Here is a 21,662-nt window from a genome sequence, read left to right as displayed (position 1 = left end):
TCATGCTTGGAAGAACCCGCGTTGCGTCAGCAGATCACGGGCCAGGTACAGCGCCGCCAGGGCACGGCCTTCAGTAAATTGCGGATTTTGCGCCAGCGCTGCCAGTTCACGCAGGTTGACCTTGTCGACTCGCATCGGCTCAGGCTCATCGCCCTCAAGACGCTCTTCGTAGAGATCGGTAGCCAGCACCACCTGAATCTTCTGGCTCATGTAACCGGGCGACAGTGACAGTTCGGTCAGGTGCTCCAGTTGGCGCGCGCCGAAACCGGCCTCTTCCTTGAGCTCGCGCTCAGCTGCCGCTAGCACGTCCTCGCCCGGCTCGACCAGGCCTTTGGGCAGGGACAATTCGTATTCGTCAGTGCCGCCGCAATATTCCTCGACCAGCACCGCGTGCTCGCTATCGAGCATCGCCACGATCATCACCGCGCCATATCCCGCGCCTTTGCCGACCAACCGCTCGTAAGTGCGCTCCACGCCATTGGAGAAACGCAGCTTCAGTTCTTCGACGCAAAACAGGCGACTGGTGGCGACGATTTCGCGGGCGAGTACAGTGGGTTTCTGGCGCATGCAAAGCTCCTTGGCGTGAACGCGCTACTATAACGCGGCTTTCCCGATTGTTTGTGTCGGATATCTTTCTACCGCTCGAGACGTTGCCATGCCTTCTTTACCGTGGTCTGACATCGATACCGTCCTGCTGGACATGGACGGTACCCTGCTGGACCTGCACTTCGACAACCATTTCTGGCTGGAACACCTGCCGCAACGCTACGCCGAACTGCACGGGGTAAGCCGGGCCATGGCCGATATGGAGTTGCAGCCGTTGTTCGAGCGCCATGCCGGTCAGTTGCAGTGGTACTGCCTGGATTTCTGGAGCACCGAACTGAAGTTGTCAGTGCGCGAACTGAAACAGGAAACCGCCCATCTGATCGCCCTGCGCCCGGACGCCGACACCTTTCTGCAAGCGATCAAAAAGGCTGGCAAACGGGTGATCATGATCACCAACGCACACCGCGACTCGCTGTCGCTGAAACTGGAACGGATCGAACTGGCGCCGTATTTCGAACGGCTGATCAGCTCCCACGATTACGGGTTCCCCAAGGAGAATCCGCAGTTCTGGGATGCCCTGCAGGCGGATATCGGTTTTGATCCTGCACGCAGTCTGTTTATCGACGACACCTTGCCGATCCTGCGCAGTGCGCGGGAGTTCGGCGTCGCGCATTTGCTGGCGGTCAGAGAGCCGGACAGCCGCAAAGGGCCGAAGGACACCGCCGAGTTTGCGGCGGTTGAAGACTACCGCGATTTGATCCGGGGACTCTAACAACACCACTGTGGCGAGGGAGCTTGCTCCCGATGGGCCGCGTAGCGGCCCAAATGTTCACGACTGCTGCGCAGCCGAACGGGCGCAAGCTCCCTCGCCACAGCGTGGTAATTACTTCGGAATACGGAGCTTCTGGCCCGGATAGATCTTGTTTACATCCTTGAGCATCGGTTTGTTGGCATCGAAGATTTTCTGGTACTGGTTGGCATTGCCATAAACCCGCAGAGAGATCGCACTGAGCGTGTCACCTGCCTTCACCTCGACAAATTCTGCAGCCACCACGACCGGCCCTGTAACAGTAATCTGATCGTCAACACTGCCAACACCGGCAATGTTACCCACCGCCAACAGAATCTTTTCCTTCTCCTCCTGGCTCGCCACTTCACCGGTGACCGTGACCTTGTCGCCATCCACGGTCGCGTGCACATTCGGATTGCCCAGCCCGACCTTGCTGATGTGTTCCTTCAATTGTTCGCTGGCATTGGCGTTGCCCGGGGTCAGCAGGTCGATCAATTTTTCGCCGGCCTCTTTCACAAAGCTAAAAATACTCATAGCGCACACTCCTTGATTTGGGTTCCAGACGTCCAAGCCTAGACCACGCCAGACAAACCCGGTTCCAGACCGACCAATGACCCACCCACTCCCGTTGTTGCAAACCGTGCGCGGTGATTTCTGCTGCGCGGTGATACCGCTGGCCGACGCCTGTTTCGCGCTTTTTCAAAAATCATCGACAGCGCCTTGATCGATGGCGTCTATCAATAGATCGATAGTAGCGATTAGACGCGACAAGTTGCCGCGCCTAGTCTTAACGTTGATCAATCCGTCGGTGATGCCATGAACGCCAAGCGCACAGCCTGCGCGGCGCCTGCACTCGAAACGCCCGCGCCCGCCGCCAGCCAGACTTACAGCTACAGTGATCTGCCCCTCGTGGAATCGGCCAGCACCGCGCTCGCCGAGGAAGTCGCGTTGGCGATTGCCTACAACGGCATCAGCCAGGCCGTGATGCTGGTGACCCCGACCGACCTGGAAGACTTCATCGTCGGTTTCAGCCTCGGCAGCGGCATCATCGAGGACGCCAGCGACATTTATGACCTGCAACTGAGCGGTGCCGGCTCGGCGCAATACGCGCAAGTGACCATCGCCAACCGCGCCTTCTGGAACCTCAAGCAACAACGTCGGCAACTGGCCGGCACCAGTGGCTGCGGGTTGTGCGGCGTCGAAGCGGTAGAACAGGCCTTGCCCGACCTCAACGTATTGCCCGGCGCACCGCTGCCGCCCGCTGCATGGCTCGATGGCCTGCGCCAGCGCATCGGCGCGTTCCAGCCGCTCGGCCAGCACTGCGGCGCGGTCCACGCGGCGGTGTTCATGAACGCCAGCGGTGAACTGCTGCTGGGCCGCGAAGACATCGGCCGGCACAACGCTCTCGACAAGCTGATCGGCGGCCTGATCCGCCAGAAGATATCCACAGACGGCGGGCTGGCGATTGTCACCAGCCGTTGCAGTCTCGAATTGATCCAGAAAGTGTTGCGCGCCGGCATCCAGACCCTCGTCAGCCTGTCCGCACCCACAGGCCTTGCCGTGCAATGGGCCCGTCGACATAACCTCAATCTCATCCACCTGCCGCAGAAGAATGCGCCGCGGGTCTACAGCCCAGCGATGGAGAATCAAGCGTGAGCCAACATCATCAAGCCGACCAGAAACCTGTTCCCCGCTACAAGCCCTACAAAGGCCCTGCCGGTGGTTGGGGAGCCCTGATCAGCGTGGCCCAGGCCTGGTTGACCAGCGACAACGCGCTGAAAAACCTGCGCATGATGCTCAAGACCAACCAGAACGGCGGTTTCGACTGCCCGGGTTGCGCCTGGGGCGATTCGCCGGAAAGCGGCATGGTCAAGTTCTGTGAGAACGGCGCCAAAGCGGTGAACTGGGAGGCGACCAAGCGCCGGGTGGATGGCAAGTTCTTCGCCAAGCACAGCGTGACCTCGCTGCTGGAGCAGAGCGACTACTGGCTTGAATATCAAGGCCGTCTGACCGAGCCAATGGTCTACGACGCGCAGACCGACCGCTACAAGCCGATCGCCTGGGACGACGCCTTCGCCCTGATCGGCAAGCACCTGCAAGCGCTGTCGAGCCCGGATCAGGCCGAGTTCTACACTTCGGGCCGGGCCAGCAACGAAGCGGCGTATCTGTATCAGCTGTTCGTGCGGGCCTACGGCACCAACAACTTCCCCGACTGCTCGAACATGTGCCACGAGGCCAGCGGTGTGGCTCTGGCGCAGAGCGTTGGCGTCGGCAAAGGCACCGTGACTTTCGACGACTTCGAACACGCGGATGCGATTTTCGTCTGGGGCCAGAACCCTGGCACCAACCATCCGCGGATGCTCGAGCCGCTGCGCGAAGCGGTGAAGCGCGGCGCGCAAGTGGTGTGCATCAACCCACTGAAAGAGCGCGGTCTGGAACGCTTCCAGCATCCGCAACATCCGCTGGAAATGCTCACCAACGGCGACAAGCCGACCAACACCGCGTACTTCCGCCCAGCACTGGGCGGCGACATGGCGTTGCTGCGCGGCATGGCCAAGTTCCTCCTGCAGTGGGAACGCGACGCGCAGAAGGCCGGCACCCCGGCGGTGTTCGATCACGACTTCCTCAATGCCCACAGCACCAACGTGCTGGAGTATCTGGGCGTGGTCGATGACACGCCGTGGGAGCAGATCGTCGCGCAATCCGGCCTGACCCTGGTCGAGATCGAACAAGCCGCGCGCATGTACGCCAAAGGCAAAAACGTGATCATGTGCTGGGCAATGGGAATCACCCAGCATCGCCACTCGGTGCCGACCATCCAGGAAATCGCCAACCTGATGCTGCTGCGCGGCAACATCGGTAAGCCCGGTGCCGGTCTGTGCCCGGTGCGCGGCCACAGCAACGTGCAGGGCGACCGCACCATGGGCATCAATGAGCGGCCACCGGTAGCGTTCCTCGACTCGCTGGAGCGACGCTTCCAGTTCAAGGTGCCGCGTGAAAACGGTCACAACGTGGTCGAGGCGATTCACGCCATGGCCGAAGGTCGCGCCAAGGTCTTCATCGGTCTGGGCGGCAACTTCGCCCAGGCCACGCCGGACAGCCCGCGCACCTTCGCGGCGCTGAGCAATTGCGACCTCACGGTGCAGATCAGCACCAAGCTCAACCGCAGCCACCTGGCCCACGGTAAAGACGCTTTGATCCTGCCGTGCCTGGGCCGTACCGACATCGACATCCAGACCGAAGGCCCGCAAGCGGTCACCGTCGAAGACTCGTTCAGCATGGTCCACGCCTCCAACGGCCAGTTGCAGCCGCTGTCGAACCAGATGCGCTCGGAACCGGCAATCATCGCCGGCATCGCCGCCGCCACGCTGGGCAGCAAACCGGTGGACTGGAACTGGCTGGTGGCCGATTACGGGCGCATCCGTGACCTGATCGCCGACACCATCCCGAACTTCAAAGACTTCAATGAGAAAATCAAGAACCCGGGCGGTTTCTACCTTGGCAACAGTGCCGGTGCACGCAAGTGGAACACGCCGTCCGGCCGGGCCAATTTCCGCGCCAACCTGCTGCCCCAGGATCTGGTACACGAACGCACCCGCGCCACCGGGCAACTGCCGGACCTGATCCTGCAATCGATGCGCTCCCACGATCAGTACAACACCACGATCTATGGCCTCGACGACCGTTATCGCGGGGTCAAAGGCCAGCGCGACGTGCTGTTCGTCAACGAAGCCGACATCATTCGCCTGGGCTTCCGTCCGGGGCAGAAGGCCGACATCGTGTCGCTGTGGGACGATGGCCGTGAGCGTCGGGTGAAGGGGTTTACCTTGCTGGCGTTTGATATTCCGGCGGGTCAGGCCGCGGCTTATTACCCGGAAGTGAACCCGCTGGTGCCGCTGGAGAGCACCGGGGATGGCAGCCATACGCCGACATCCAAATTCATTGCGATCCGCCTGGAGGCGGCGAGTGAGACCGGGTTGATCATGGCCAAGTCGGCCTAAGATCAAAAGATCGCAGCCTGCGGCAGCTCCTACAGAGATTGGTGTAGGAGCTGCCGCAGGCTGCGATCTTTTTGCTTTTCTGACACCCACAAAAAAGGCCGCTTTTTCACAAAAGCGGCCTGTCCGAAGTAGCTAAAGACCGGCGAAAATCGCTTAAGTTCCGCATACAAAACAGTAACTTGCACAATTGTATACAAGTCGTGTTATTCGTCGGATTTCGATTGTCAGCCTTGTTACACAGCCTCAGGATCGGCGCCGTCATCCCTTTGAGGCTCCTCTATGAAGTTCTCCTCGATTCTCTTGTTGTCCCTTGGCCTGGTCAGTGGCTTCGCTTCTGCCGGAGGCACCACCGAAGCAGGTGTGGGCGGCGCATTGGGCGGGGTTCTTGGCTCGGTCGTCGGTCAGTCTTTAGGCGGCAGCACAGGTTCAACCATTGGCGCGGCCCTGGGCGGCGCGGGTGGTAGTGCGGTTGGCGCCAACAAACACAGCCGTGGCGAAGCCGCCATTGGCGGTGCGCTGGGCGCAGCCGGCGGTAACGTGGTCGGCCGCAGCATGGGCGGCACCACCGGCAGCCTGATCGGCGCCGCAGCAGGTGGCGGCGCCGGTGGCGCGCTGGGCAACTACATGGGTAACCAGAGCAATGACGAGGGTCGTCATTACGATCGCGGTCGTGACGACCGCCGCTACTACCGCGACCGTCACCCTGGCCGTGGCCACGCTTATGGCCACCGCAAGCATCACCGCTACTATCGCGACTGATGCGTTGCGTTAAGCGGGAAAACAAAAATCGCAGCCCAAGGGCTGCGATTTTTTTTGTCCTGATTCAGACCACCAGGCGCTCCAGGGCCTCACGCAATCGGCCTGGAATCGACACCGGTTGATTGCTCGCCCGATCCACGAACACATGCACAAACCTCCCCGCTGCACACGCCTCGCTTTCACCGACCTTGAACACCGCCAGTTCGTATTGCACTGAACTGTTGCCCAGTTTGCCGACCCGCAGACCGATCTCGATCAGGTCCGGAAAGGCGATCGAGGCAAAGTAGTCACAGGCCGAACTGACCACAAACCCCACCACCTCGCCGTCATGAATATCCAGCCCGCCGACCTGGATCAGGTAAGTGTTCACTGCCGTGTCGAAGAAGCTGTAATAGGTGACGTTGTTCACATGCCCGTAGGCGTCGTTGTCGTGCCAGCGCGTGGTGATGGGCTGGAAGTGCGGGTAGTCGGTGCGTTGGGGCATCGGGTTGGACATCAGCATTGATCCATGAAGTTTTGTCAGCAGTCTAAAGCCAAAACCGGGGCGGCCCCATCGCGAGCAGGCTCGCCGCCACAGTGCAATGCACATCCCGGTGGCAGCGGTTTCCCGTGCAAGACAGCGCTCAGCGCTCAGCAAACCCCTTGCCCTGCGCCGCCAGCTCACCCACCAACCGCGCCGGCTGCCACTGATCGCCTTGACGCGTCTGCAATGCCAGCAAGCGCTGATGAATGTCCGCCAGCCCTTGTTGATCCGCCCAGGCCATCGGCCCGCCCTTGTCGGCTGGAAAGCCATAGCCGTTCAAATACACCAGATCGATGTCATGGGCCGACCCGGCAATGCCTTCCTGAAGAATCTTTGCGCCCTCGTTGACCAGCGCCAGCAGGCAGCGCTCCAGAATCTCTTCCGGGCCGATCTCGCGGCGCTGGAAACCCAGCTCTTCACTGACCCGCAACACCAATGCATCGACCTCGGGATCATGCTCGGCCTGTCGACTGCCCGGCTCATAGTGGTAATAACCGTTGCCGGACTTCTGCCCGAAGCGGCCCATCTCGCACAAGCGGTTATCCACCTGAACCTCCGGCGCCTCCTGGCCCTTGCCGGCCAGTTCACGCGCGCGCCATTCCAGATCGATACCCACCACGTCGTACATGCGGAACGGCCCCATGGCGAAGCCGAACCCTTGCAGCGCCGCGTCCACCTGCTGTGGATAAGCGCCTTCCAGCAGCATCTTGCGCGCCTCCAGTACATACGGATGCAGCATGCGATTGCCGATAAAACCGTGGCAGTTGCCCGACACCACACTGACCTTGCCCATGCGCTTGCCCAAGGTCAGCGCGGCCTCCAGTACTGCCGGAGAAGTCTGCGCACCGCGGACGATTTCCAGCAATTTCATGATGTGCGCCGGGCTGAAGAAATGCAGGCCGAGCACCTGCGACGGACGTCGTGTCGCCGCGGCAATCGCGTCGATATCCAGCGCCGACGTGTTGCTCGCCAACAACGCTTCAGGTTTTAGCAGGCCATCCAGTTCGCGAAAGATTTTCTGCTTGAGCTCGAGGTTTTCGTACACCGCCTCGATCACCAGATCGACATTACGGATCGCCGGGTAATCCGCCGCCGCGCTGATTCGGGCAATACGCGCCTCCGCTTCGCCCTGATCGATCCGACCCTGGCGCACGTTGTGTGCATAAGTGTCGGCCACCGTCCCCAATGCTTGTTCGAGCATCTGTGGATTGTTATCGACCCACTGCACGGTGATGCCGGCATTGGCCAGGCACATGACAATGCCACGGCCCATGGTGCCCGCGCCGATCACGGCGGCTTGCTGAATATCGAAGGATGTCTGGCTCATGTTGTTCTCTTGTTGATGATCCGAAGACAGCCTTCACCATAGTCAGGCACCGGGCGTTTTTGAAGTTTATTACCGTGATGAGCGACATTCAGCGGATGGATGCAGCTCTTCAGGGTCAAGCGTTCATCCGGGCAAATGATTGTCAGCCCAGCTGCGGACCTCCGCGTATGGATACTCCTCCAGCGCCGCATACCCGGAAATCGTCCGCGCCTTGAGCCTGGTGAACAGCGGCACGCTGATCCCGCACAGAAACCGCGTCAGGCGCTCTGCCGTCGGCACGCGGCCGGTGTGCTGTTCGTGCCTGTGGATAAAATCACCGCACAGCGCCGCGAAATTCTTATCCACAAGCGCGGGCAATTCCGGCGGTGGCGGCAGGTGCGCTACATCCCCATGACACACCGAACAGTGCCCGCATCGCTCTGGCGCATTGTGGTCGCCGAAATACTCGGCGAGGCGATAACCCAGGCAGCGCTCAGTGGCGAACAGCTCGAGCATCGCGTGGATCCGGGCGATTTCAGTCTGCTCATGCCGGGTGAAGTACTCGTGCAACTCAGCGCTCAACACAGCGCTGTCGAAATCGCTGTGCAGCACGTTGTAGACCTCGGTCATCTGCTTGCTCTCAAGCTCGACCCAGCCCTTCTCCTGAAAGTAATCCAGCGCCTTCACCACCCGATTGCGCTCAGCCGAATACTGCGTGTACATCGCTTCGAAATTCACCGTGGCCCAGGTGCGTGCACGGCTCGAGGTCTGGACAATGGCCGCGACAAAATCCCTGCGCTCACCTTCGAAACGCTCAAGCAACGCTTCCGGTTCGAGCAAGTATTTGAAACGGTACTCCGCGTAATACGCATAGCGCGGCGCGATCAAGCCACGCAGCTCCAATTGCACCAGCAGCGTCTTCAGCGGCAGCGCGCGAATGTTGCTCTGATCGGCCAGCGGCCCGAGCAGAAACTCCCACTGCCCTTCGGGCGCGGCAGCCTGCATTTCCTCCAGCACACACCGAATCCCCTCGCGCTCAGGGGTGTCGCCGTAGACGAAGTTTTCCAGCACGTTGAGGCTGTCGCGATTGGCCAGCACCAAGCAGTCCGAGGGCTGCCCGTCGCGTCCGGCACGACCGATTTCCTGACTGTAGTTTTCGATGGATTTGGGTAGATCGAAATGCACCACGTTGCGGATGTCGCTCTTGTCGATACCCATGCCGAAGGCAATCGTCGCAACGATGCAATTGGATTGCCCGGCCATGAAGCGCTTCTGGATCGCCTCACGCTGATCGTTGGGCAAACCGGCGTGATAGGCCTCGGCCTGAATCCCGTTTCGTCCCAGATGCTCGGCGATGTGTTCGGCGGTTTTCTGCAGCGTCACGTAGACGATGCTGGGCTGGCCCGGACGCTCACTCATCCACTCCACCAGCCGCCGTCGTTTGTCCTGACCGCGTACCGGCTCGACCAGCAGATTGAGGTTGGGCCGGTAGAAACCGGTGGTCACCACATCCGCCTCGGCAATGGCGAATTTGGCCTGCATGTCGGCAATCACTTTCGGTGTGGCCGTGGCCGTCAGCAGCAGAGTTTGCGGAATGTTGAACTGGCGCTGGTAGTCCGGCAGTTTCAGGTAGTCGGGGCGGAAGTTGTGGCCCCACTCCGAGATGCAGTGCGCCTCGTCGACCACCAGCAGCGAGATCGGCACCTGCTGCAAGAAGTTGCGAAAGCGCTCGTTCTTCAAGCGCTCCACCGAGATCATCAGAATCTTCAATTCACCCGAACGGGCGCGGGCCATCACATCGTTGGCATCATCGCGGCTTTGCGCCGAATCGATGCTGCCGGCACTGATGCCATGACGTTTGAGGAACGCCAGTTGATCCTGCATCAACGCCAACAGCGGCGAGACCACCAGGGTCAGATGTGGCAACAACAGCGCCGGCACCTGGTAACACAGCGACTTGCCGGAACCGGTGGGGAAAATCGCGGCCGCCGAGCGCCCGGCCAGTACGGCGCTGATCGCCGCCTCCTGTCCGGGTCGAAACTGTGGATAACCGAAAACCTGTTCCAGGGTGTTGTGCATGCGCTGTCACTCCGTTGACCGCTGTGATGCCAACAGCCTAGCGGGCGATCGCAGCGCGTCGAGAAAAGGTCGGGGGTCAATTCGATACGGGATGATACAGCGCTGGGGCGGATGCCACCGGATCAAACAAAGGAAACAATTTGCCTCTCGCAGGCCTGGCGGCAACAACGGTAACGTGCGCCGCATCCACGTAACGAGTGTCGTGCCAGGACGGCCGACGCCCGTGGATCAACTCAAGGAATGACAATGCCCAATCGACTGAAACTGCTCCTGACCCTCACCCTCGCGTCGCTGTTGCTGGGCGGATGCATGCAAGTACCCGATGATCTCCCGCCCCTCGCCATGTGCGCCACGGCAGATCAGGGGGTCGCCACTTAAGTTTCGCCGCAACGCCGGGCTACGGACGCAGCACGGCCACCCGAAGTTGTTCATTCAGCTCCTGCTCATGCACACCCTGACTCTTGCTTGCCCACTGTGCATGGGCCGGGCTGATGTCGCCGGTGAAAGCCGCCGCCAGTTGGCGCAGATCGGCCACACTGCGCACTCGCGGACAAAACAGCTGTTCGCCACAGTCCTGACTGGCGTTGCGATAGATGCCCAGCAAACGATCCCACAGCCCTTCGCGCACTTGCCGGACTGACTTGAGCTGCACATGCGGCACACCCAGCTGCCGCTGCAGTCCGCCCTCATCCAGCGCTTCACTCGCCAATAGGGCTTTCGCGAACATCAACACTTCGGCGCGTGACGCGGTATCGATGCTCGCCTGGCTGGAAAGCGTATCGGGCCAGCCGGTCCGTTGCAGATCGACAAACATCCAGCCGTTGCCGGCGTCAGACGCCACGGCCAAACGGCAACCACTGGCCCACAGCAATAAAATCGAGGCCATTCGTAGCCACTGCATACTCAATTCCCTTTAAGCGCGTATCGGACGTTTGGAAACGCCCTACAGATTCTGGCGCGCACCATACAGAGGTTTCCCAAGAAACGCCTGCGAATAACGTGGGAAATATCTGCGCTAAGGGTTTCACCTCGAAAAACCTGCAAAACCTTGTAGGGCAAATGCCCGAGTCTCGGAAAAACCCCTACGAACTCTGTCCATCACGGCGGTCTTGTGACCACTTGCCACGCACTTCTATAGTGACCAGCGCGGCTGAAACCACTGGAGCGACTTCGTACAGGACACGTCTCGACATGAACACGCACAACCCGCTGGCCAATCGTTATCACCCCCTCAAAAGCACCCACAGCGATCACCCGGTGCTGACCATCGATACCCAGGCCAGCCATGGCGATCTGCTCGACGCTGCGCACCAACGCCTGCGTGCCGCCAGCGACTTGCTGGAGACTCTTTACTGTTTGTGTTTCAAACAGGCCGATGTCAAAGACATCCCCAACATCGTCAATGCGCTGTATTTATTGACGCAAGACGGCTGCGAACTTCTGGAAGTGGCAAAACTTCAACTGGCAAATCATCTTTAGTCGTCGCACACACAAACAACGCAACAACTAATCACTTCAAATAAATAATATTAAAAACTAGCCTATTTGCTCTTACATCAATCAAGAGCAACATCATGACTACACTGACTATTTTCTTTTGCGGCACGGGTTCCACCAAGTTCGATACAACCAACATCAACTATTGGAACGGCGAACTGGTGTCCACCCTCGCCTCGCACCACGCTGGCCGCGAGTTCGCCGAATGGATTGTCGTCGACGGCCCCGGCACCAGTAACCTGCAGGCCGATGAGCTGTTCACCAAGTCTGCCGACTACGGCCTCAGCGGTACGCTGTTCGGCAAAGGCTGGGAGGAAAACGTGCTGCACGCGATGAACATCATCAAAGGCAAGTGCGACTGGCAACGCAAGCAACTGACCGAAGCGGAATACAACCGCCTGAAAGCGGCCGGCATTCCCATTGAAGATGTAAAAGCCGAAGGTTCCTGGTTCTGGCGTAACTACAACTATGGCGAACGCAGCGTGACCCAGCAGAAGTTGCAGGAACAGATCATTAAAACGTTCCGCAAAGACGGCATTATTCCAACTAAAGTTAATCTGGTCGGGTGGAGCCGTGGCGGTATCAGTTGCCACATGTTGGCCAATGCCATGTTCAACGACAGCGCTCTGAAGAACATTCCGGTAAATATCTTCGCCATTGACCCGGTACCCGGCATCGGCAACTTCCAGGATCATCGCGTCAAACTCAATGCCAACGTCAAAGAGTATGTCGGCTTCTACGCTCGCGATGAACGCTCGAAAGGCTTCAGTTGCGTCATTCCGCAAACCGCCACCGGCACGCGAACCCACATTTTCCCGATCCCCGGCCGCCACGCCACCCTGGTCGGCAACGCTGCCGCTGACGGCAACGCCGGCCCGAAAGTACTCGCCGAACCCGGCCAGTTCGTCCGCCACTTCGCGGAAACCTGCCTCACGCGCTGGGGCACCCCACTGACCAAAACCCTGAACCTGAGCGACGCCACCCTGAAAACCTTCGGCGACGCGATGGTCAAGGACGCGGCGAAATACAAGGCCATGGAAAAGTGCTCCTACACCTGGTTCACCGAACTGGACCAAGGCGAGCGCTATGTATCGCTGGGCAGCAAAGGGGTGCCGTTCTCGTCGGTGAAGGGCGCGATCTATGCACCGAATACCGGGTTGACCACCAGCGTGCTGGATCTGGCGGCGTATCGGCCTATTCGTTGAGGAAGGTGGGTGGTGATCGGCGAAAGCGCGAAAAATCCTACGGTATTTACCTATCACAAGTTCGTCCCGTTCCTACGCGTACAGACACCTTGTCGCCTATCGCCACCCGTTAGCCCACACCTATAGTCGTGACTGCCGCTGCCAAATCAGCGGCTCGGGCTTGGTCACCTGAATGGATCGTGCGTACGCGTCCGCTGTATGCTGCCGGCACTCAATTGCCTGCAGTTTTATGGTGGCTGTGTTTGGGACGCCTTCGGGTGTGCCGGGTATGCACGATCCTCACCGGTTGACCAACCCGAACACAGTCGCCTCCTGTCGCTTGGTCACGATGTGGTGGCTTCACTTGAAGCAATTGAGGATCAACAAATGAAAACATGGAATCAACTCACCCCTGATCGCTACCGCTCACTCGAATCCAACCTCACCGACACCAAGCCCCTGATCATCGACACAGAGGCCGATCCCCAAGACATCCTCGAATGCGCCGTCCAGCGCCTGCGCGCCTCCAGCGACCTGCTCAAAACCCTCTACTGCCTCAGCTTCAAACAAGCCGACGTCGAAGACATTCCCCACATCACCCACGCCCTGTACCTGCTGACGCAGGATGGCTGTGACCTGCTGCAGGTCGCGCAGCAGCAGATGCTCGGCTGGAAAGCACCGGCCTGAAAGCAATCACAGGCAGGTGTGTTGCCGACAAGAATCGCCTGCCTCACCAACGAACATAATCTTGGACACTCGGTGTCTACTGCCAGGAGTTGAATTTTGCAAACTACTATTGATTGCGTACGATGGACGCCACTGTTCATCCAAGAGCTTGCGTCCATGACCACTGAAACCATTGATCACAGCACTCTCAGTCGCCTGATTGAAAACGGCTCTGTAAGCAGCACAAGTATCGTCGCCAAGCCTGGTGGTTGGGCGATTAAAATTCAGCATGGAAATGAAGAACATACGCTAGCCGCGCAACGGAGTGGCCAAGTGCGCCTGTTCAAACGGCTTGAAACACTGGTGACCTATTTGAGAGAAATGGGTATCAACCAGTTCGATGTTGACGCTTCCAACTATGACCCGTCGCAAATGAAAACATACGCTCGTCCTGATCGCGCCGAAGCAATGAAACAAGCACATGAAGCAGCCGCATATGACGAATGGTTCAAGCGACAGGTACAGATCAGCATTGACGATCCAAGACCTAGTATTAGCGATGAAGAAAGCCGTCGAATATTTGCCGCCAAGCGTGATGCCCTGCGTAAACGAGTGCGCTAATGAAGTTGATTTGGCGTCCGCAGACGCATGTTGACCGAGAGCGGATTATGGATCGTATTAGTCAGGACAACCCTGACGCAGCGGCTGACCTCGATGAGATATTTGAATCAAAAGGGGAGCTCGCACGACAGCGTCCAACGCTGTACAGAAAGGGCAGAGTTGAAGGAACACGGGAAATCGTCGCAACCCCCAGTTACGTCATCGTTTACACGATCAAAGATGAATGTGTGGAAGTATTGAGAGTGATGCATGCCAGGCAACAATGGCCCTGATCACCTCAGACAGTTGAGTAAATGGGGCGCTCAGTAGATCAATGACTCAAGTGAAGACAAACCCAAGAACTTCCCAATGAATACTCACTCACTGTCTGCGTTGATAAGGCGAAAGTCCTCGCGGGGCACATAGCAAGAAAAACACCCACAAAAAAGCCGCCCCTGGAGGCGGCTTTTTCATTCACCACAAACCAATCTTACAACTTCGGACCCGCCGCCTTGATCGCGTCGCTCACTTCGAACTTCTTGAAGTTCTCGATGAACAGACCGGCCAGGGCCTTGGCAGCCTCGTCGTACGCAGCCTTGTCAGCCCAGGTGTTGCGAGGGTTGAGCAGGTTGGTTTCAACGCCCGGTACGGCCAGTGGCACGTCGAGGTTGATGGTGTCCAAGTGCTCGGTGGCGGCACCGATCAGCGCGCCGCTCTGGATCGCTGCGATCACTGCACGGGTGGTCGGGATGTTGAAGCGTTTGCCGACGCCGTAGCCACCGCCGGTCCAGCCGGTGTTGACCAGGTAGACCTTGGAGCCGAAACCGCGGATGCGCTTGATCAGCAGTTCTGCGTATTCGCCAGCCGGACGCGGGAAGAACGGTGCGCCGAAGCAGGTGGAGAAGGTCGACTTGATGCCGCTGCCCGAACCCATTTCAGTCGAGCCCACCAAAGCGGTGTAGCCGGACAGGAAGTGGTAGGCCGCTTGTTCTTCGTTGAGGATCGACACTGGCGGCAGCACGCCGGTCAGGTCGCAGGTCAGGAAGATCACAGCGTTTGGCTCGCCGCCCAGGTTCTTCTCGGAACGCTTGGCAACGTGCTCCAGCGGGTAGGCCGCGCGGCTGTTCTGGGTCAGGCTGACATCGGCGTAGTCGGCGTGCTTGGCGTCGTCGATGACGACGTTTTCCAGCACGGCGCCGTGCTTGATGGCTTTCCAGATGACCGGCTCGTTCTTCTCGGACAGGTCGATGCACTTGGCATAGCAGCCGCCTTCGATGTTGAAGACAACGCCTTCGCCCCAGCCGTGTTCGTCGTCACCGATCAGGTAACGGCTCTCGTCGGCCGACAGGGTGGTTTTGCCGGTGCCCGACAGACCGAAGAACAGGGTCACGTCGCCTTCTTCGCCGATGTTGGCAGCGCAGTGCATTGGCAGCACGTCAGCGGCCGGCAGCAGGAAGTTCTGCACGGAGAACATGGCTTTCTTCATTTCACCGGCGTAACGCATGCCGGCAATCAGCACTTTCTTCTGCGCGAAGTTGATGATCACGCAACCGTCGGAGTTGGTGCCGTCACGCTCAGGCACGCACTCGAAGTTGGCCACGTTGAGCACTTGCCACTCTTCACGACCGGCCGGGTTGTACTGGGCCGGGTTGATGAACAGGCAACGACCGAACAGGTTCTGCCAGGCAGTCTGGGTGGTCATTTTCACGGCCAGGTAGTGATCTTCAGCCGCACCTACATGCACATGGGAAACAAAGTGCTCTTGCGCGTTGTTGAACGCCTCGACACGAGCCCACAGCGCGTCGAACTTGTCGGCCGGGAACTTGCGGTTGATCGGGCCCCAGGCGATAGCGGCCTGGGTGGAAGGCTCTTCAACGATGAAACGATCGACTGGCGAACGGCCGGTGCGATGACCGGTGCGGACTACCAGAGCGCCGGTATCGGCAAGCTCGCCCTCACCGCGTTGCAGGGCTTCTTTAACCAGATCATCAACACTCAGATCGGTGTACACGGCGTTATTGGCTTGCGTCATGAGGTTCCCCGTCGGCCAGTGGCCGAGTGTGCTCCAAACGTTTTGTAGTAGAAAGTCGTGCACTACTACCGCGAAAAAAGTGGGCCGGATTATGCCAGAAAAGCCCAAAAAGAGTAGGGTCCTCCCGTCGTAACGGCGAAATTCCGTCGTTACGCAGTGAATTTACCTGCGCTGAACCGTTTTAGTGCCGGGTATCTGACGGCGTGTCGACGCCTGCGCCAGCGAACAATTGAGCAATATCGGCCGCATCGAACAGATAACGCTGGTTGCAGAACTGGCAATCGATCTCGACTTCGCCACCGCGTTCGACCACCAGTGCCTGCGCATCTTCCAGACCCAGGCTGACCAGCGCATTGCCCGAGCGTTCGCGCGAGCAGCTGCAACGGAAGCGCAGGTTCTGCACGTCGAACAAACGCACCTGCTCTTCGTGATAAAGGCGATGCAGCACGGTTTCGTTGTCCAGGCTGAGCAGTTCATCGGCGGTCAGGGTGCTGGCCAGCGCAGTGATGTGCTGCCAGCTGGCGGCGCGCTCTTCTTCGTCCTTCAGACGGTCGGCCGGCAACTGTTGCAGCAGCATGCCACGGGCACGACGGCCGTCGGCGAACAGCTTGAAGCGGGTGCCGACCTGTTGCGACATGACGAAATAATTGGTGAAGCATTCCGACAGGGTTTCACCGTCCAGGTCGACGATGCCTTGGTAACGCTGGCCGATCGTCGGATCGACCGTCAGGGTCAGGTCACCGCCCGGCATCAGGTCGGCAAGGGTGGCATCGGCGGCGATCTGCTCGGCGTTGTAACGCGCCAGACCACGGATCTCCCGTTCGCTGGAGCATTCGATCATCAGCAGCGGAATCGGGCCTTCGGAGCGGGCCTGCAAAATCAGCAAACCGTCGAATTTCAGGGTGCCCACCAGCAACGAGGCAGCCGCCATCAGTTCGCCCAGCAACTGCGCGACCGGCTCCGGGTACGGGTGCTTGGCGAGAACTTCGGCGTAGCTGCGTTCCAGCGCCACCAGTTCGCCGCGAGTGTCGCTGTCATCGAAGATGAAGCGTTGGGTGTAGTCGGTATCCGGGAGATCAGTCATAGGTCTGGGTATCTGAATTGATGACAAAATGGTTACAAAAGATGAAAATCCCGCGCTTCTCCGCACCCGTTTGGTGCGAAACGTTCAGCCACGGGAGGCATTTTATGAACAATCCGGGTTTGTTCCAATCTAGGTGGAACCTCGGCCGGCTGGTTCTGTGCAACGTAGTGCCGTTGGCGCTACTGGCTTTCTGGTTATGGCCTACGGGCCAGATGCTGTGTGTGATTTTCGACGAGTGGCTGTTCCGCTCACTCAATGCACCGCTAGCCAGCAACCCCATATGGCTCCACATCTGGGCAATTGCAAGTCTGCGTCCGTTCGACATCCTCGTCGGGCTGATCCTGCTGACGCTGCTGATCAAGGGTGACTGGGTGTTCAAGGCGATTGACGTGCGTCGCGCCTTCTTCGGTTTTCTCTCGATTCTGCTGCTGATGGTTGTGATTCGCGCACTGTTTTCCAAATTCGCCGACTACATGGATTGGCAGCACAGCAGTCCATCGATGGTACTGGAAGGCGCGGTGCACCTGAGTGACTACTTCCCGCATCTGGAAAAAGCCTGGGAGCTGAAAGATCGCTCGAGCCAGAGCTTCCCCGGTGACCACGCTTCGGTGCTGCTGATCTGGGCGTTGTTCATGGGTGTGTTCAGCCGCACGCTCGGTCAGTTTCTGATCATCTGGGGGCTGGCGCTGCTGTTCATGCTGCCGCGCCTGGTGGCCGGTGCGCATTGGGGCCAGGACGACTACATCGGCGGCATGCTGCTGGCGGTGTGGGCGTTGGGCTGGGGTTACTACACACCGTTTGCCTGTCACGCGGCGAATTTCTGGCTGAAGGTGACCGCCCCGATCTTCGCGTTGCTGGGCAAGTTGCCGGTGGTGTCGCGGATGAGTGTGGTGTCTGCCGCAAACTGACGGTTATGTGCAATACCTGTGGCGAGGGAGCTTGCTTCCGCTTGGCTGCGTAGCAGTCACTGAACCAGTCGACTCGGTTGTACTTTGAAATACATGATCGACTGGATAGGGCGTCCTTCGGCCGCCAGCGGGAGCAAGCTCCCTCGCCACAATGGTTTGCCGTGCCAGTCAATCGCTGTTGCTGCTGCCACGAAACTTGAACAGATCTCGCCGCTGCTTCTTGCTCGGTTTGCCGTCGGTGCTCACGCCCAACGCGCCGGCCTTGCGCATCGCCGCAGCCGCTTCACGCTTGGCTACACTGGCCTCGGTCTCGGTATACAGCGCCTGCGCCTCGGGTGCGCCGCGCCGTACGATCGACAAGGCTTCAACCTTCACCGTGCGCACTTCAAACCCGGTGCGAATCTCGAATTCGTCGCCAATGCGTGGCTCTTTGCCAGGCTTGCAGCGCTCCCCCCGACAATGCACCTTGCCACTCTCGATGGCAGCTTTGGCCAAGGCCCGGGTTTTATAAAACCGCGCCGCCCACAGCCATTTATCGAGACGGACCTTGTCGTCCTCTTCGCTTTTTTGTGCCATGGAATTTCCTCATTCTGAAATATTGATGAACTGTACTACCGTTTCTGTCGTGTCATGAATTACGCCGTCCCGGATTACAATGCGCACCAGCCGACACCTGCTTGAGGCGTCGGCGATCCGGGCCGTAGATATCTGTCGCCTTTTAACCATTATTCTGCGTGAATACCGCGAATTCGGCCGTACGCGGCCCGAGCGGTTTCTGCCGGTTGAGTACCTTTGAAGACATTTGACCATTTGACCGTTGTCGGTCTGCGCGAGTGGGTGGCGCTCCCGGATCTGGGAGTCGCCGGCTTGCGCGCGAAAATCGACACCGGCGCCAGCACCTCCAGCCTGCACGCCACCGACATCGAGCCGTTCGAACGCGACGGCGAGAAGTGGGTGCGCTTCACCGCGCACCTGGGCACGGTGGTGCAGTTGCGTCATCGGCGCTGTGAAGCGCCGCTGGTCACGCGTAAAACCATTAAAAGCTCCAACGGTCATACCCAGGAACGCTACGTGATCAGCACGACGCTGGCCCTGGGTGATCGGGTCTGGCCGATCGAGTTCACCCTCGCCTGCCGCAAGTCCATGCGCTATCGCCTGTTGCTCGGTTCCAAAGCCTTGATCGACGGCCACCTGGTGGTCAATCCAGGCGTCAAATATGTACAAGACAAGCCGGTGTTCCCGGTATCTACCTCCTCCACAGGTGTTGCATGAAGATCGCTGTGCTGTCGCGGAATCCGCGTCTGTATTCCACCCGTCGTCTGGTCGAAGCCGGCACCGAACGCGGGCATGAAATGGTCGTGATCGACACCTTGCGCGCCTACATGAACATCGCCAGCCACAAGCCGCAGATCCACTACCGCGGCAAACCGCTGGAAGGCTTCGATGCGGTGATCCCGCGGATCGGCGCATCGGTGACGTTCTACGGCTGCGCGGTGTTGCGCCAGTTTGAAATGATGGGGGTGTTCCCGCTCAACGAATCGGTGGCCATTGCCCGTTCGCGGGACAAATTGCGTTCGCTGCAACTGCTGTCGCGTCGCGGCATCGGGCTGCCGGTGACCGGGTTCGCCCACTCGCCGGATGACATTCCCGACCTGATCGACATGGTCAACGGCGCGCCGCTGGTGATCAAGGTACTGGAAGGCACCCAGGGTATCGGCGTGGTGCTGTGCGAAACCGCGACCGCGGCAGAGTCGGTGATCGAAGCGTTCATGGGCCTCAAGCAGAACATCATGGTCCAGGAATACATCAAGGAGGCCGGCGGTGCCGATATTCGCTGCTTCGTGGTCGGCGACAAGGTGATCGCGGCGATGAAACGTCAGGCCAAACCGGGGGAATTCCGCTCCAACCTGCACCGCGGCGGCAGCGCCAGCCTGATCAAGATCACCCCGGAAGAACGCATGACTGCCTTGCGTGCAGCCAAGGTCATGGGCCTGGCCGTAGCGGGTGTGGATATCCTGCGTTCCAATCACGGGCCGCTGGTGATGGAAGTGAACTCGTCACCGGGGCTGGAGGGCATCGAGACCACCACAGGGAAGAACGTGGCGGGGATCATCATCGAGCACCTTGAGAAGAATGGCGGGCCGAACATGACTCGCACCAAGGGCAAAGGTTAAAAGCAAAAAATCGCAGCCTTCGGCAGCTCCTACAGAGTACGCAATCTCATGTAGGAGCTGCCGAAGGCTGCGATCTTTTTTTTCCTTTAAACCGCGTCCCGCGGCAGCATCAACCCCAACGGCAACCTCACTCGCGCCTCCAGCCCTCCCCCAGACCGATTGCGCAGCTCGACATTGCCGCCATGCATCGAAGCAATCCGCTTCACGATCGCCAGGCCCAACCCGGTGCCCTTGCCGCCCCGGGCACGGTCACCACGGGTGAACGGATTGAAAATCGCCTCCAGCTCCGACGGATCGATCCCCGCGCCACGGTCCATCACGCTCAGCACCACATACGGTGCGCTGGTGTCACCGGACACATAGGCCGCGACCTCGACACCGCTGCCGGCATGGTTCAAGGCGTTGCCGATCAGGTTATTGAGCAGACGCTTCATCGACACCCGGCGCAACGGGAACGGCTGGATCGGCTCCAGGCGCAAGCGCACTTTTTCTTCGCTCTGGTTGTACGGCGCGGCCACCTCACGCACCAGATCGCTCAGGTCCACTTCTTCCACCGACTCGTCGCGTCCGTCACGAATGAAGGCGAGGAACTGGTCGAGAATCGCGTCCATGTCTTCAATGTCGCGGACCATGTCGTCGGTCAGGTCGTTGCGATCGCCCATCAGCTCCAGCGACAGGCGCAAGCGGGTCAACGGCGTACGCAAGTCATGGGACACCCCCGCCAGCATCAGCTCGCGCTCGCGACCGGCCTGTTCGACGTCTTCGGCCATCTGGTTGAAGGCGCGATACACCTCGGTCATCTCGCTCGGTGTGTCGCTGATCGGCAGGCGCACGCTGCGCCCCTGGCCGAGTTGCCGCGCGGCATACACCAGACGCTTCAAGGGCTGGTTGAGCTGACTGACGAAAATCCAGGCGGACGCGGTGGACAGCAAGCCGATGGCGAGGAACCAGCCGAGTACGTTCCAGATTTTCTGGCCGCGCAGTGGATGCGGGTACAGCGGTACTTTCAGCCAGCCATCACCGAGGCTCGGCGCACGCACCCAGAGCGCCGGAGGCGAGTGCATGCGCAAGCGCACTTCGGTATCGGCACCCAGCTCCGCCTGCATCTGCCGCTGATAGATTTCACTGTACGGCCAGTGCTGTTCGCCTTCCGGCACACCGGCACCGACCACCCGGATCAGGGTCGCGGCATCGGCGATCTTCGCGCGGTTTTCTTCGTCGGCAGCCCAATAGGCGCGCAGCGTCAGGGCGACGCCGTGGCTGTATTGGCGATCCACCAGCACGTCCTCGTTCATCAACAGATAAACCAGGGTCAGCGCCTTGGAAAACAGCACGACAATGAGCACCAGCCACAGGGTGCGGGAGAAAAAACTTTGGGGGAACCAGACGGGGGTTTTCATCGATAACCGTTACACACTTGCAGGAGCGAGCCATGCTCGCATATTGCGGATTGCGAGTCTGCGGGCATGGCCATTCGACCAGCACCCAGCAGACCCGCTCCTACAAATCGCCG

At 59.6% G+C, this 21,662-nt stretch carries 22 protein-coding genes; 12 read left to right on the top strand and 10 right to left on the bottom strand.

All coding sequences use genetic code 11. The features are described 5' to 3' along the window. Window positions 1–567: an ADP compounds hydrolase NudE gene (gene nudE / locus J5M57_RS19470; protein WP_064585501.1), complete on the bottom strand. Its 567-nt coding sequence runs from the start codon at window positions 565–567 to the stop codon at window positions 1–3. An 88-nt stretch (window positions 568–655) separates the two neighbouring features. On the opposite strand from nudE, the gene yrfG reads away from it, so the two are divergent. Next, window positions 656–1,318 (top strand): GMP/IMP nucleotidase, encoded by a 663-nt coding sequence (gene yrfG / locus J5M57_RS19465; RefSeq protein WP_064585500.1) that lies wholly within the window; start codon window positions 656–658, stop codon window positions 1,316–1,318. Window positions 1,319–1,429: 111 nt separating this feature from the next. Here the strand turns inward: yrfG and lysM are convergent, their stop codons facing one another. Beyond that, the gene (gene lysM / locus J5M57_RS19460) at window positions 1,430–1,870 is read right to left on the bottom strand and encodes a peptidoglycan-binding protein LysM (RefSeq protein ID WP_064585499.1); all 441 of its coding nucleotides are present in this window, start codon (window positions 1,868–1,870) and stop codon (window positions 1,430–1,432) included. Window positions 1,871–2,152: 282 nt separating this feature from the next. On the opposite strand from lysM, the gene fdhD reads away from it, so the two are divergent. The 3 genes from fdhD to J5M57_RS19445 all read left to right on the top strand — a co-directional run bounded on the left by fdhD (window position 2,153) and on the right by J5M57_RS19445 (window position 6,096). Continuing rightward, window positions 2,153–2,992, top strand: a complete 840-nt coding sequence (gene fdhD / locus J5M57_RS19455) for a formate dehydrogenase accessory sulfurtransferase FdhD (RefSeq protein ID WP_083367315.1) — start codon at window positions 2,153–2,155, stop codon at window positions 2,990–2,992. After that, complete coding sequence (locus J5M57_RS19450) at window positions 2,989–5,337, top strand: FdhF/YdeP family oxidoreductase (protein WP_207849392.1); 2,349 nt, start codon at window positions 2,989–2,991, stop codon at window positions 5,335–5,337. The genes fdhD and J5M57_RS19450 overlap by 4 nt, the downstream gene beginning before the upstream one ends. A 279-nt stretch (window positions 5,338–5,616) precedes the next feature. Further along, the gene (locus J5M57_RS19445) at window positions 5,617–6,096 is read left to right on the top strand and encodes a glycine zipper domain-containing protein (protein WP_027611218.1); all 480 of its coding nucleotides are present in this window, start codon (window positions 5,617–5,619) and stop codon (window positions 6,094–6,096) included. Window positions 6,097–6,160: 64 nt separating this feature from the next. Here J5M57_RS19445 and J5M57_RS19440 read toward each other — a convergent pair whose 3' ends face one another. From J5M57_RS19440 to J5M57_RS19425, 4 genes are all read right to left on the bottom strand, one after another. Beyond that, window positions 6,161–6,592 carry a thioesterase family protein gene (locus tag J5M57_RS19440; protein ID WP_207849391.1) on the bottom strand — a complete coding sequence of 144 codons (432 nt, stop codon included), beginning with the start codon at window positions 6,590–6,592 and terminating at the stop codon, window positions 6,161–6,163. A gap of 127 nt (window positions 6,593–6,719) precedes the next feature. Continuing rightward, complete coding sequence (locus tag J5M57_RS19435; RefSeq protein WP_207849390.1) at window positions 6,720–7,946, bottom strand: 3-hydroxyacyl-CoA dehydrogenase; 1,227 nt, start codon at window positions 7,944–7,946, stop codon at window positions 6,720–6,722. 123 nt (window positions 7,947–8,069) lie between these two features. Beyond that, window positions 8,070–10,004: an ATP-dependent DNA helicase RecQ gene (locus J5M57_RS19430; RefSeq protein WP_207849389.1), complete on the bottom strand. Its 1,935-nt coding sequence runs from the start codon at window positions 10,002–10,004 to the stop codon at window positions 8,070–8,072. A 397-nt stretch (window positions 10,005–10,401) separates the two neighbouring features. After that, window positions 10,402–10,905 (bottom strand): hypothetical protein, encoded by a 504-nt coding sequence (locus tag J5M57_RS19425; RefSeq protein WP_064585492.1) that lies wholly within the window; start codon window positions 10,903–10,905, stop codon window positions 10,402–10,404. A 290-nt stretch (window positions 10,906–11,195) separates the two neighbouring features. On the opposite strand from J5M57_RS19425, the gene J5M57_RS19420 reads away from it, so the two are divergent. The 5 genes from J5M57_RS19420 to J5M57_RS19400 all read left to right on the top strand — a co-directional run bounded on the left by J5M57_RS19420 (window position 11,196) and on the right by J5M57_RS19400 (window position 14,244). After that, entirely contained in the window at window positions 11,196–11,483 is a 288-nt protein-coding gene (locus tag J5M57_RS19420; RefSeq protein ID WP_064585491.1) for a hypothetical protein, read from the top strand. Window positions 11,484–11,578: 95 nt separating this feature from the next. After that, window positions 11,579–12,706 carry a hypothetical protein gene (locus J5M57_RS19415; RefSeq protein WP_169842666.1) on the top strand — a complete coding sequence of 376 codons (1,128 nt, stop codon included), beginning with the start codon at window positions 11,579–11,581 and terminating at the stop codon, window positions 12,704–12,706. Between the two features lie 366 nt (window positions 12,707–13,072). Then, a complete protein-coding gene (locus tag J5M57_RS19410) occupies window positions 13,073–13,372 on the top strand; it encodes a hypothetical protein (protein ID WP_169842667.1) in 300 nt (99 codons plus the stop codon). Window positions 13,373–13,528: 156 nt separating this feature from the next. Continuing rightward, window positions 13,529–13,972 (top strand): hypothetical protein, encoded by a 444-nt coding sequence (locus tag J5M57_RS19405; protein WP_064585488.1) that lies wholly within the window; start codon window positions 13,529–13,531, stop codon window positions 13,970–13,972. After that, on the top strand, window positions 13,972–14,244 hold the full coding sequence (locus J5M57_RS19400) for a type II toxin-antitoxin system RelE/ParE family toxin (RefSeq protein ID WP_169842668.1): 273 nt from the start codon (window positions 13,972–13,974) through the stop codon (window positions 14,242–14,244). Before J5M57_RS19405 ends, J5M57_RS19400 begins: the two co-directional genes overlap by 1 nt. A 197-nt stretch (window positions 14,245–14,441) precedes the next feature. On the opposite strand, the gene J5M57_RS19395 is transcribed toward J5M57_RS19400, so the two are convergent. Then, window positions 14,442–15,983 (bottom strand): phosphoenolpyruvate carboxykinase, encoded by a 1,542-nt coding sequence (locus tag J5M57_RS19395; RefSeq protein ID WP_007964688.1) that lies wholly within the window; start codon window positions 15,981–15,983, stop codon window positions 14,442–14,444. Window positions 15,984–16,164: 181 nt separating this feature from the next. Continuing rightward, a complete protein-coding gene (gene hslO / locus J5M57_RS19390) occupies window positions 16,165–17,067 on the bottom strand; it encodes an Hsp33 family molecular chaperone HslO (protein ID WP_064585487.1) in 903 nt (300 codons plus the stop codon). Window positions 17,068–17,171: 104 nt separating this feature from the next. Here hslO and J5M57_RS19385 point away from each other — a divergent pair, with 104 nt between their 5' ends. Beyond that, window positions 17,172–17,975, top strand: a complete 804-nt coding sequence (locus J5M57_RS19385; RefSeq protein WP_064585486.1) for a phosphatase PAP2 family protein — start codon at window positions 17,172–17,174, stop codon at window positions 17,973–17,975. A 168-nt stretch (window positions 17,976–18,143) separates the two neighbouring features. Here the strand turns inward: J5M57_RS19385 and J5M57_RS19380 are convergent, their stop codons facing one another. Further along, on the bottom strand, window positions 18,144–18,551 hold the full coding sequence (locus tag J5M57_RS19380; protein WP_169842670.1) for a S4 domain-containing protein: 408 nt from the start codon (window positions 18,549–18,551) through the stop codon (window positions 18,144–18,146). A 234-nt stretch (window positions 18,552–18,785) separates the two neighbouring features. Here J5M57_RS19380 and J5M57_RS19375 point away from each other — a divergent pair, with 234 nt between their 5' ends. Then, window positions 18,786–19,247 carry an ATP-dependent zinc protease gene (locus J5M57_RS19375; RefSeq protein WP_169842757.1) on the top strand — a complete coding sequence of 154 codons (462 nt, stop codon included), beginning with the start codon at window positions 18,786–18,788 and terminating at the stop codon, window positions 19,245–19,247. After that, window positions 19,244–20,149 carry a 30S ribosomal protein S6--L-glutamate ligase gene (rimK, locus tag J5M57_RS19370; protein ID WP_007949201.1) on the top strand — a complete coding sequence of 302 codons (906 nt, stop codon included), beginning with the start codon at window positions 19,244–19,246 and terminating at the stop codon, window positions 20,147–20,149. Before J5M57_RS19375 ends, rimK begins: the two co-directional genes overlap by 4 nt. A gap of 86 nt (window positions 20,150–20,235) precedes the next feature. On the opposite strand, the gene J5M57_RS19365 is transcribed toward rimK, so the two are convergent. Next, entirely contained in the window at window positions 20,236–21,549 is a 1,314-nt protein-coding gene (locus J5M57_RS19365) for an ATP-binding protein (protein WP_027611205.1), read from the bottom strand. Window positions 21,550–21,662: the final 113 nt, after the last annotated feature.

Source organism: Pseudomonas sp. 86_A (genome assembly GCF_017491705.1).
Lineage (GTDB): Bacteria > Pseudomonadota > Gammaproteobacteria > Pseudomonadales > Pseudomonadaceae > Aquipseudomonas > Aquipseudomonas koreensis.
Note: the sequence above shows the minus strand (reverse complement) of the source record. Positions and strands in the feature narration are given on the sequence as shown.

Coding starts and splice junctions, on each gene's coding strand:
- nudE (WP_064585501.1), bottom strand. CDS start 567: ATGCGCCAGAAACCCACTGTACTCGCCCGCGAAATCGTCGCCACCAGT.
- yrfG (WP_064585500.1), top strand. CDS start 656: ATGCCTTCTTTACCGTGGTCTGACATCGATACCGTCCTGCTGGACATG.
- lysM (WP_064585499.1), bottom strand. CDS start 1,870: ATGAGTATTTTTAGCTTTGTGAAAGAGGCCGGCGAAAAATTGATCGAC.
- fdhD (WP_083367315.1), top strand. CDS start 2,153: ATGAACGCCAAGCGCACAGCCTGCGCGGCGCCTGCACTCGAAACGCCC.
- J5M57_RS19445 (WP_027611218.1), top strand. CDS start 5,617: ATGAAGTTCTCCTCGATTCTCTTGTTGTCCCTTGGCCTGGTCAGTGGC.
- J5M57_RS19440 (WP_207849391.1), bottom strand. CDS start 6,592: ATGTCCAACCCGATGCCCCAACGCACCGACTACCCGCACTTCCAGCCC.
- J5M57_RS19435 (WP_207849390.1), bottom strand. CDS start 7,946: ATGAGCCAGACATCCTTCGATATTCAGCAAGCCGCCGTGATCGGCGCG.
- J5M57_RS19430 (WP_207849389.1), bottom strand. CDS start 10,004: ATGCACAACACCCTGGAACAGGTTTTCGGTTATCCACAGTTTCGACCC.
- J5M57_RS19425 (WP_064585492.1), bottom strand. CDS start 10,905: ATGCAGTGGCTACGAATGGCCTCGATTTTATTGCTGTGGGCCAGTGGT.
- J5M57_RS19420 (WP_064585491.1), top strand. CDS start 11,196: ATGAACACGCACAACCCGCTGGCCAATCGTTATCACCCCCTCAAAAGC.
- J5M57_RS19415 (WP_169842666.1), top strand. CDS start 11,579: ATGACTACACTGACTATTTTCTTTTGCGGCACGGGTTCCACCAAGTTC.
- J5M57_RS19410 (WP_169842667.1), top strand. CDS start 13,073: ATGAAAACATGGAATCAACTCACCCCTGATCGCTACCGCTCACTCGAA.
- J5M57_RS19405 (WP_064585488.1), top strand. CDS start 13,529: ATGACCACTGAAACCATTGATCACAGCACTCTCAGTCGCCTGATTGAA.
- J5M57_RS19400 (WP_169842668.1), top strand. CDS start 13,972: ATGAAGTTGATTTGGCGTCCGCAGACGCATGTTGACCGAGAGCGGATT.
- J5M57_RS19395 (WP_007964688.1), bottom strand. CDS start 15,983: ATGACGCAAGCCAATAACGCCGTGTACACCGATCTGAGTGTTGATGAT.
- hslO (WP_064585487.1), bottom strand. CDS start 17,067: ATGACTGATCTCCCGGATACCGACTACACCCAACGCTTCATCTTCGAT.
- J5M57_RS19385 (WP_064585486.1), top strand. CDS start 17,172: ATGAACAATCCGGGTTTGTTCCAATCTAGGTGGAACCTCGGCCGGCTG.
- J5M57_RS19380 (WP_169842670.1), bottom strand. CDS start 18,551: ATGGCACAAAAAAGCGAAGAGGACGACAAGGTCCGTCTCGATAAATGG.
- rimK (WP_007949201.1), top strand. CDS start 19,244: ATGAAGATCGCTGTGCTGTCGCGGAATCCGCGTCTGTATTCCACCCGT.
- J5M57_RS19365 (WP_027611205.1), bottom strand. CDS start 21,549: ATGAAAACCCCCGTCTGGTTCCCCCAAAGTTTTTTCTCCCGCACCCTG.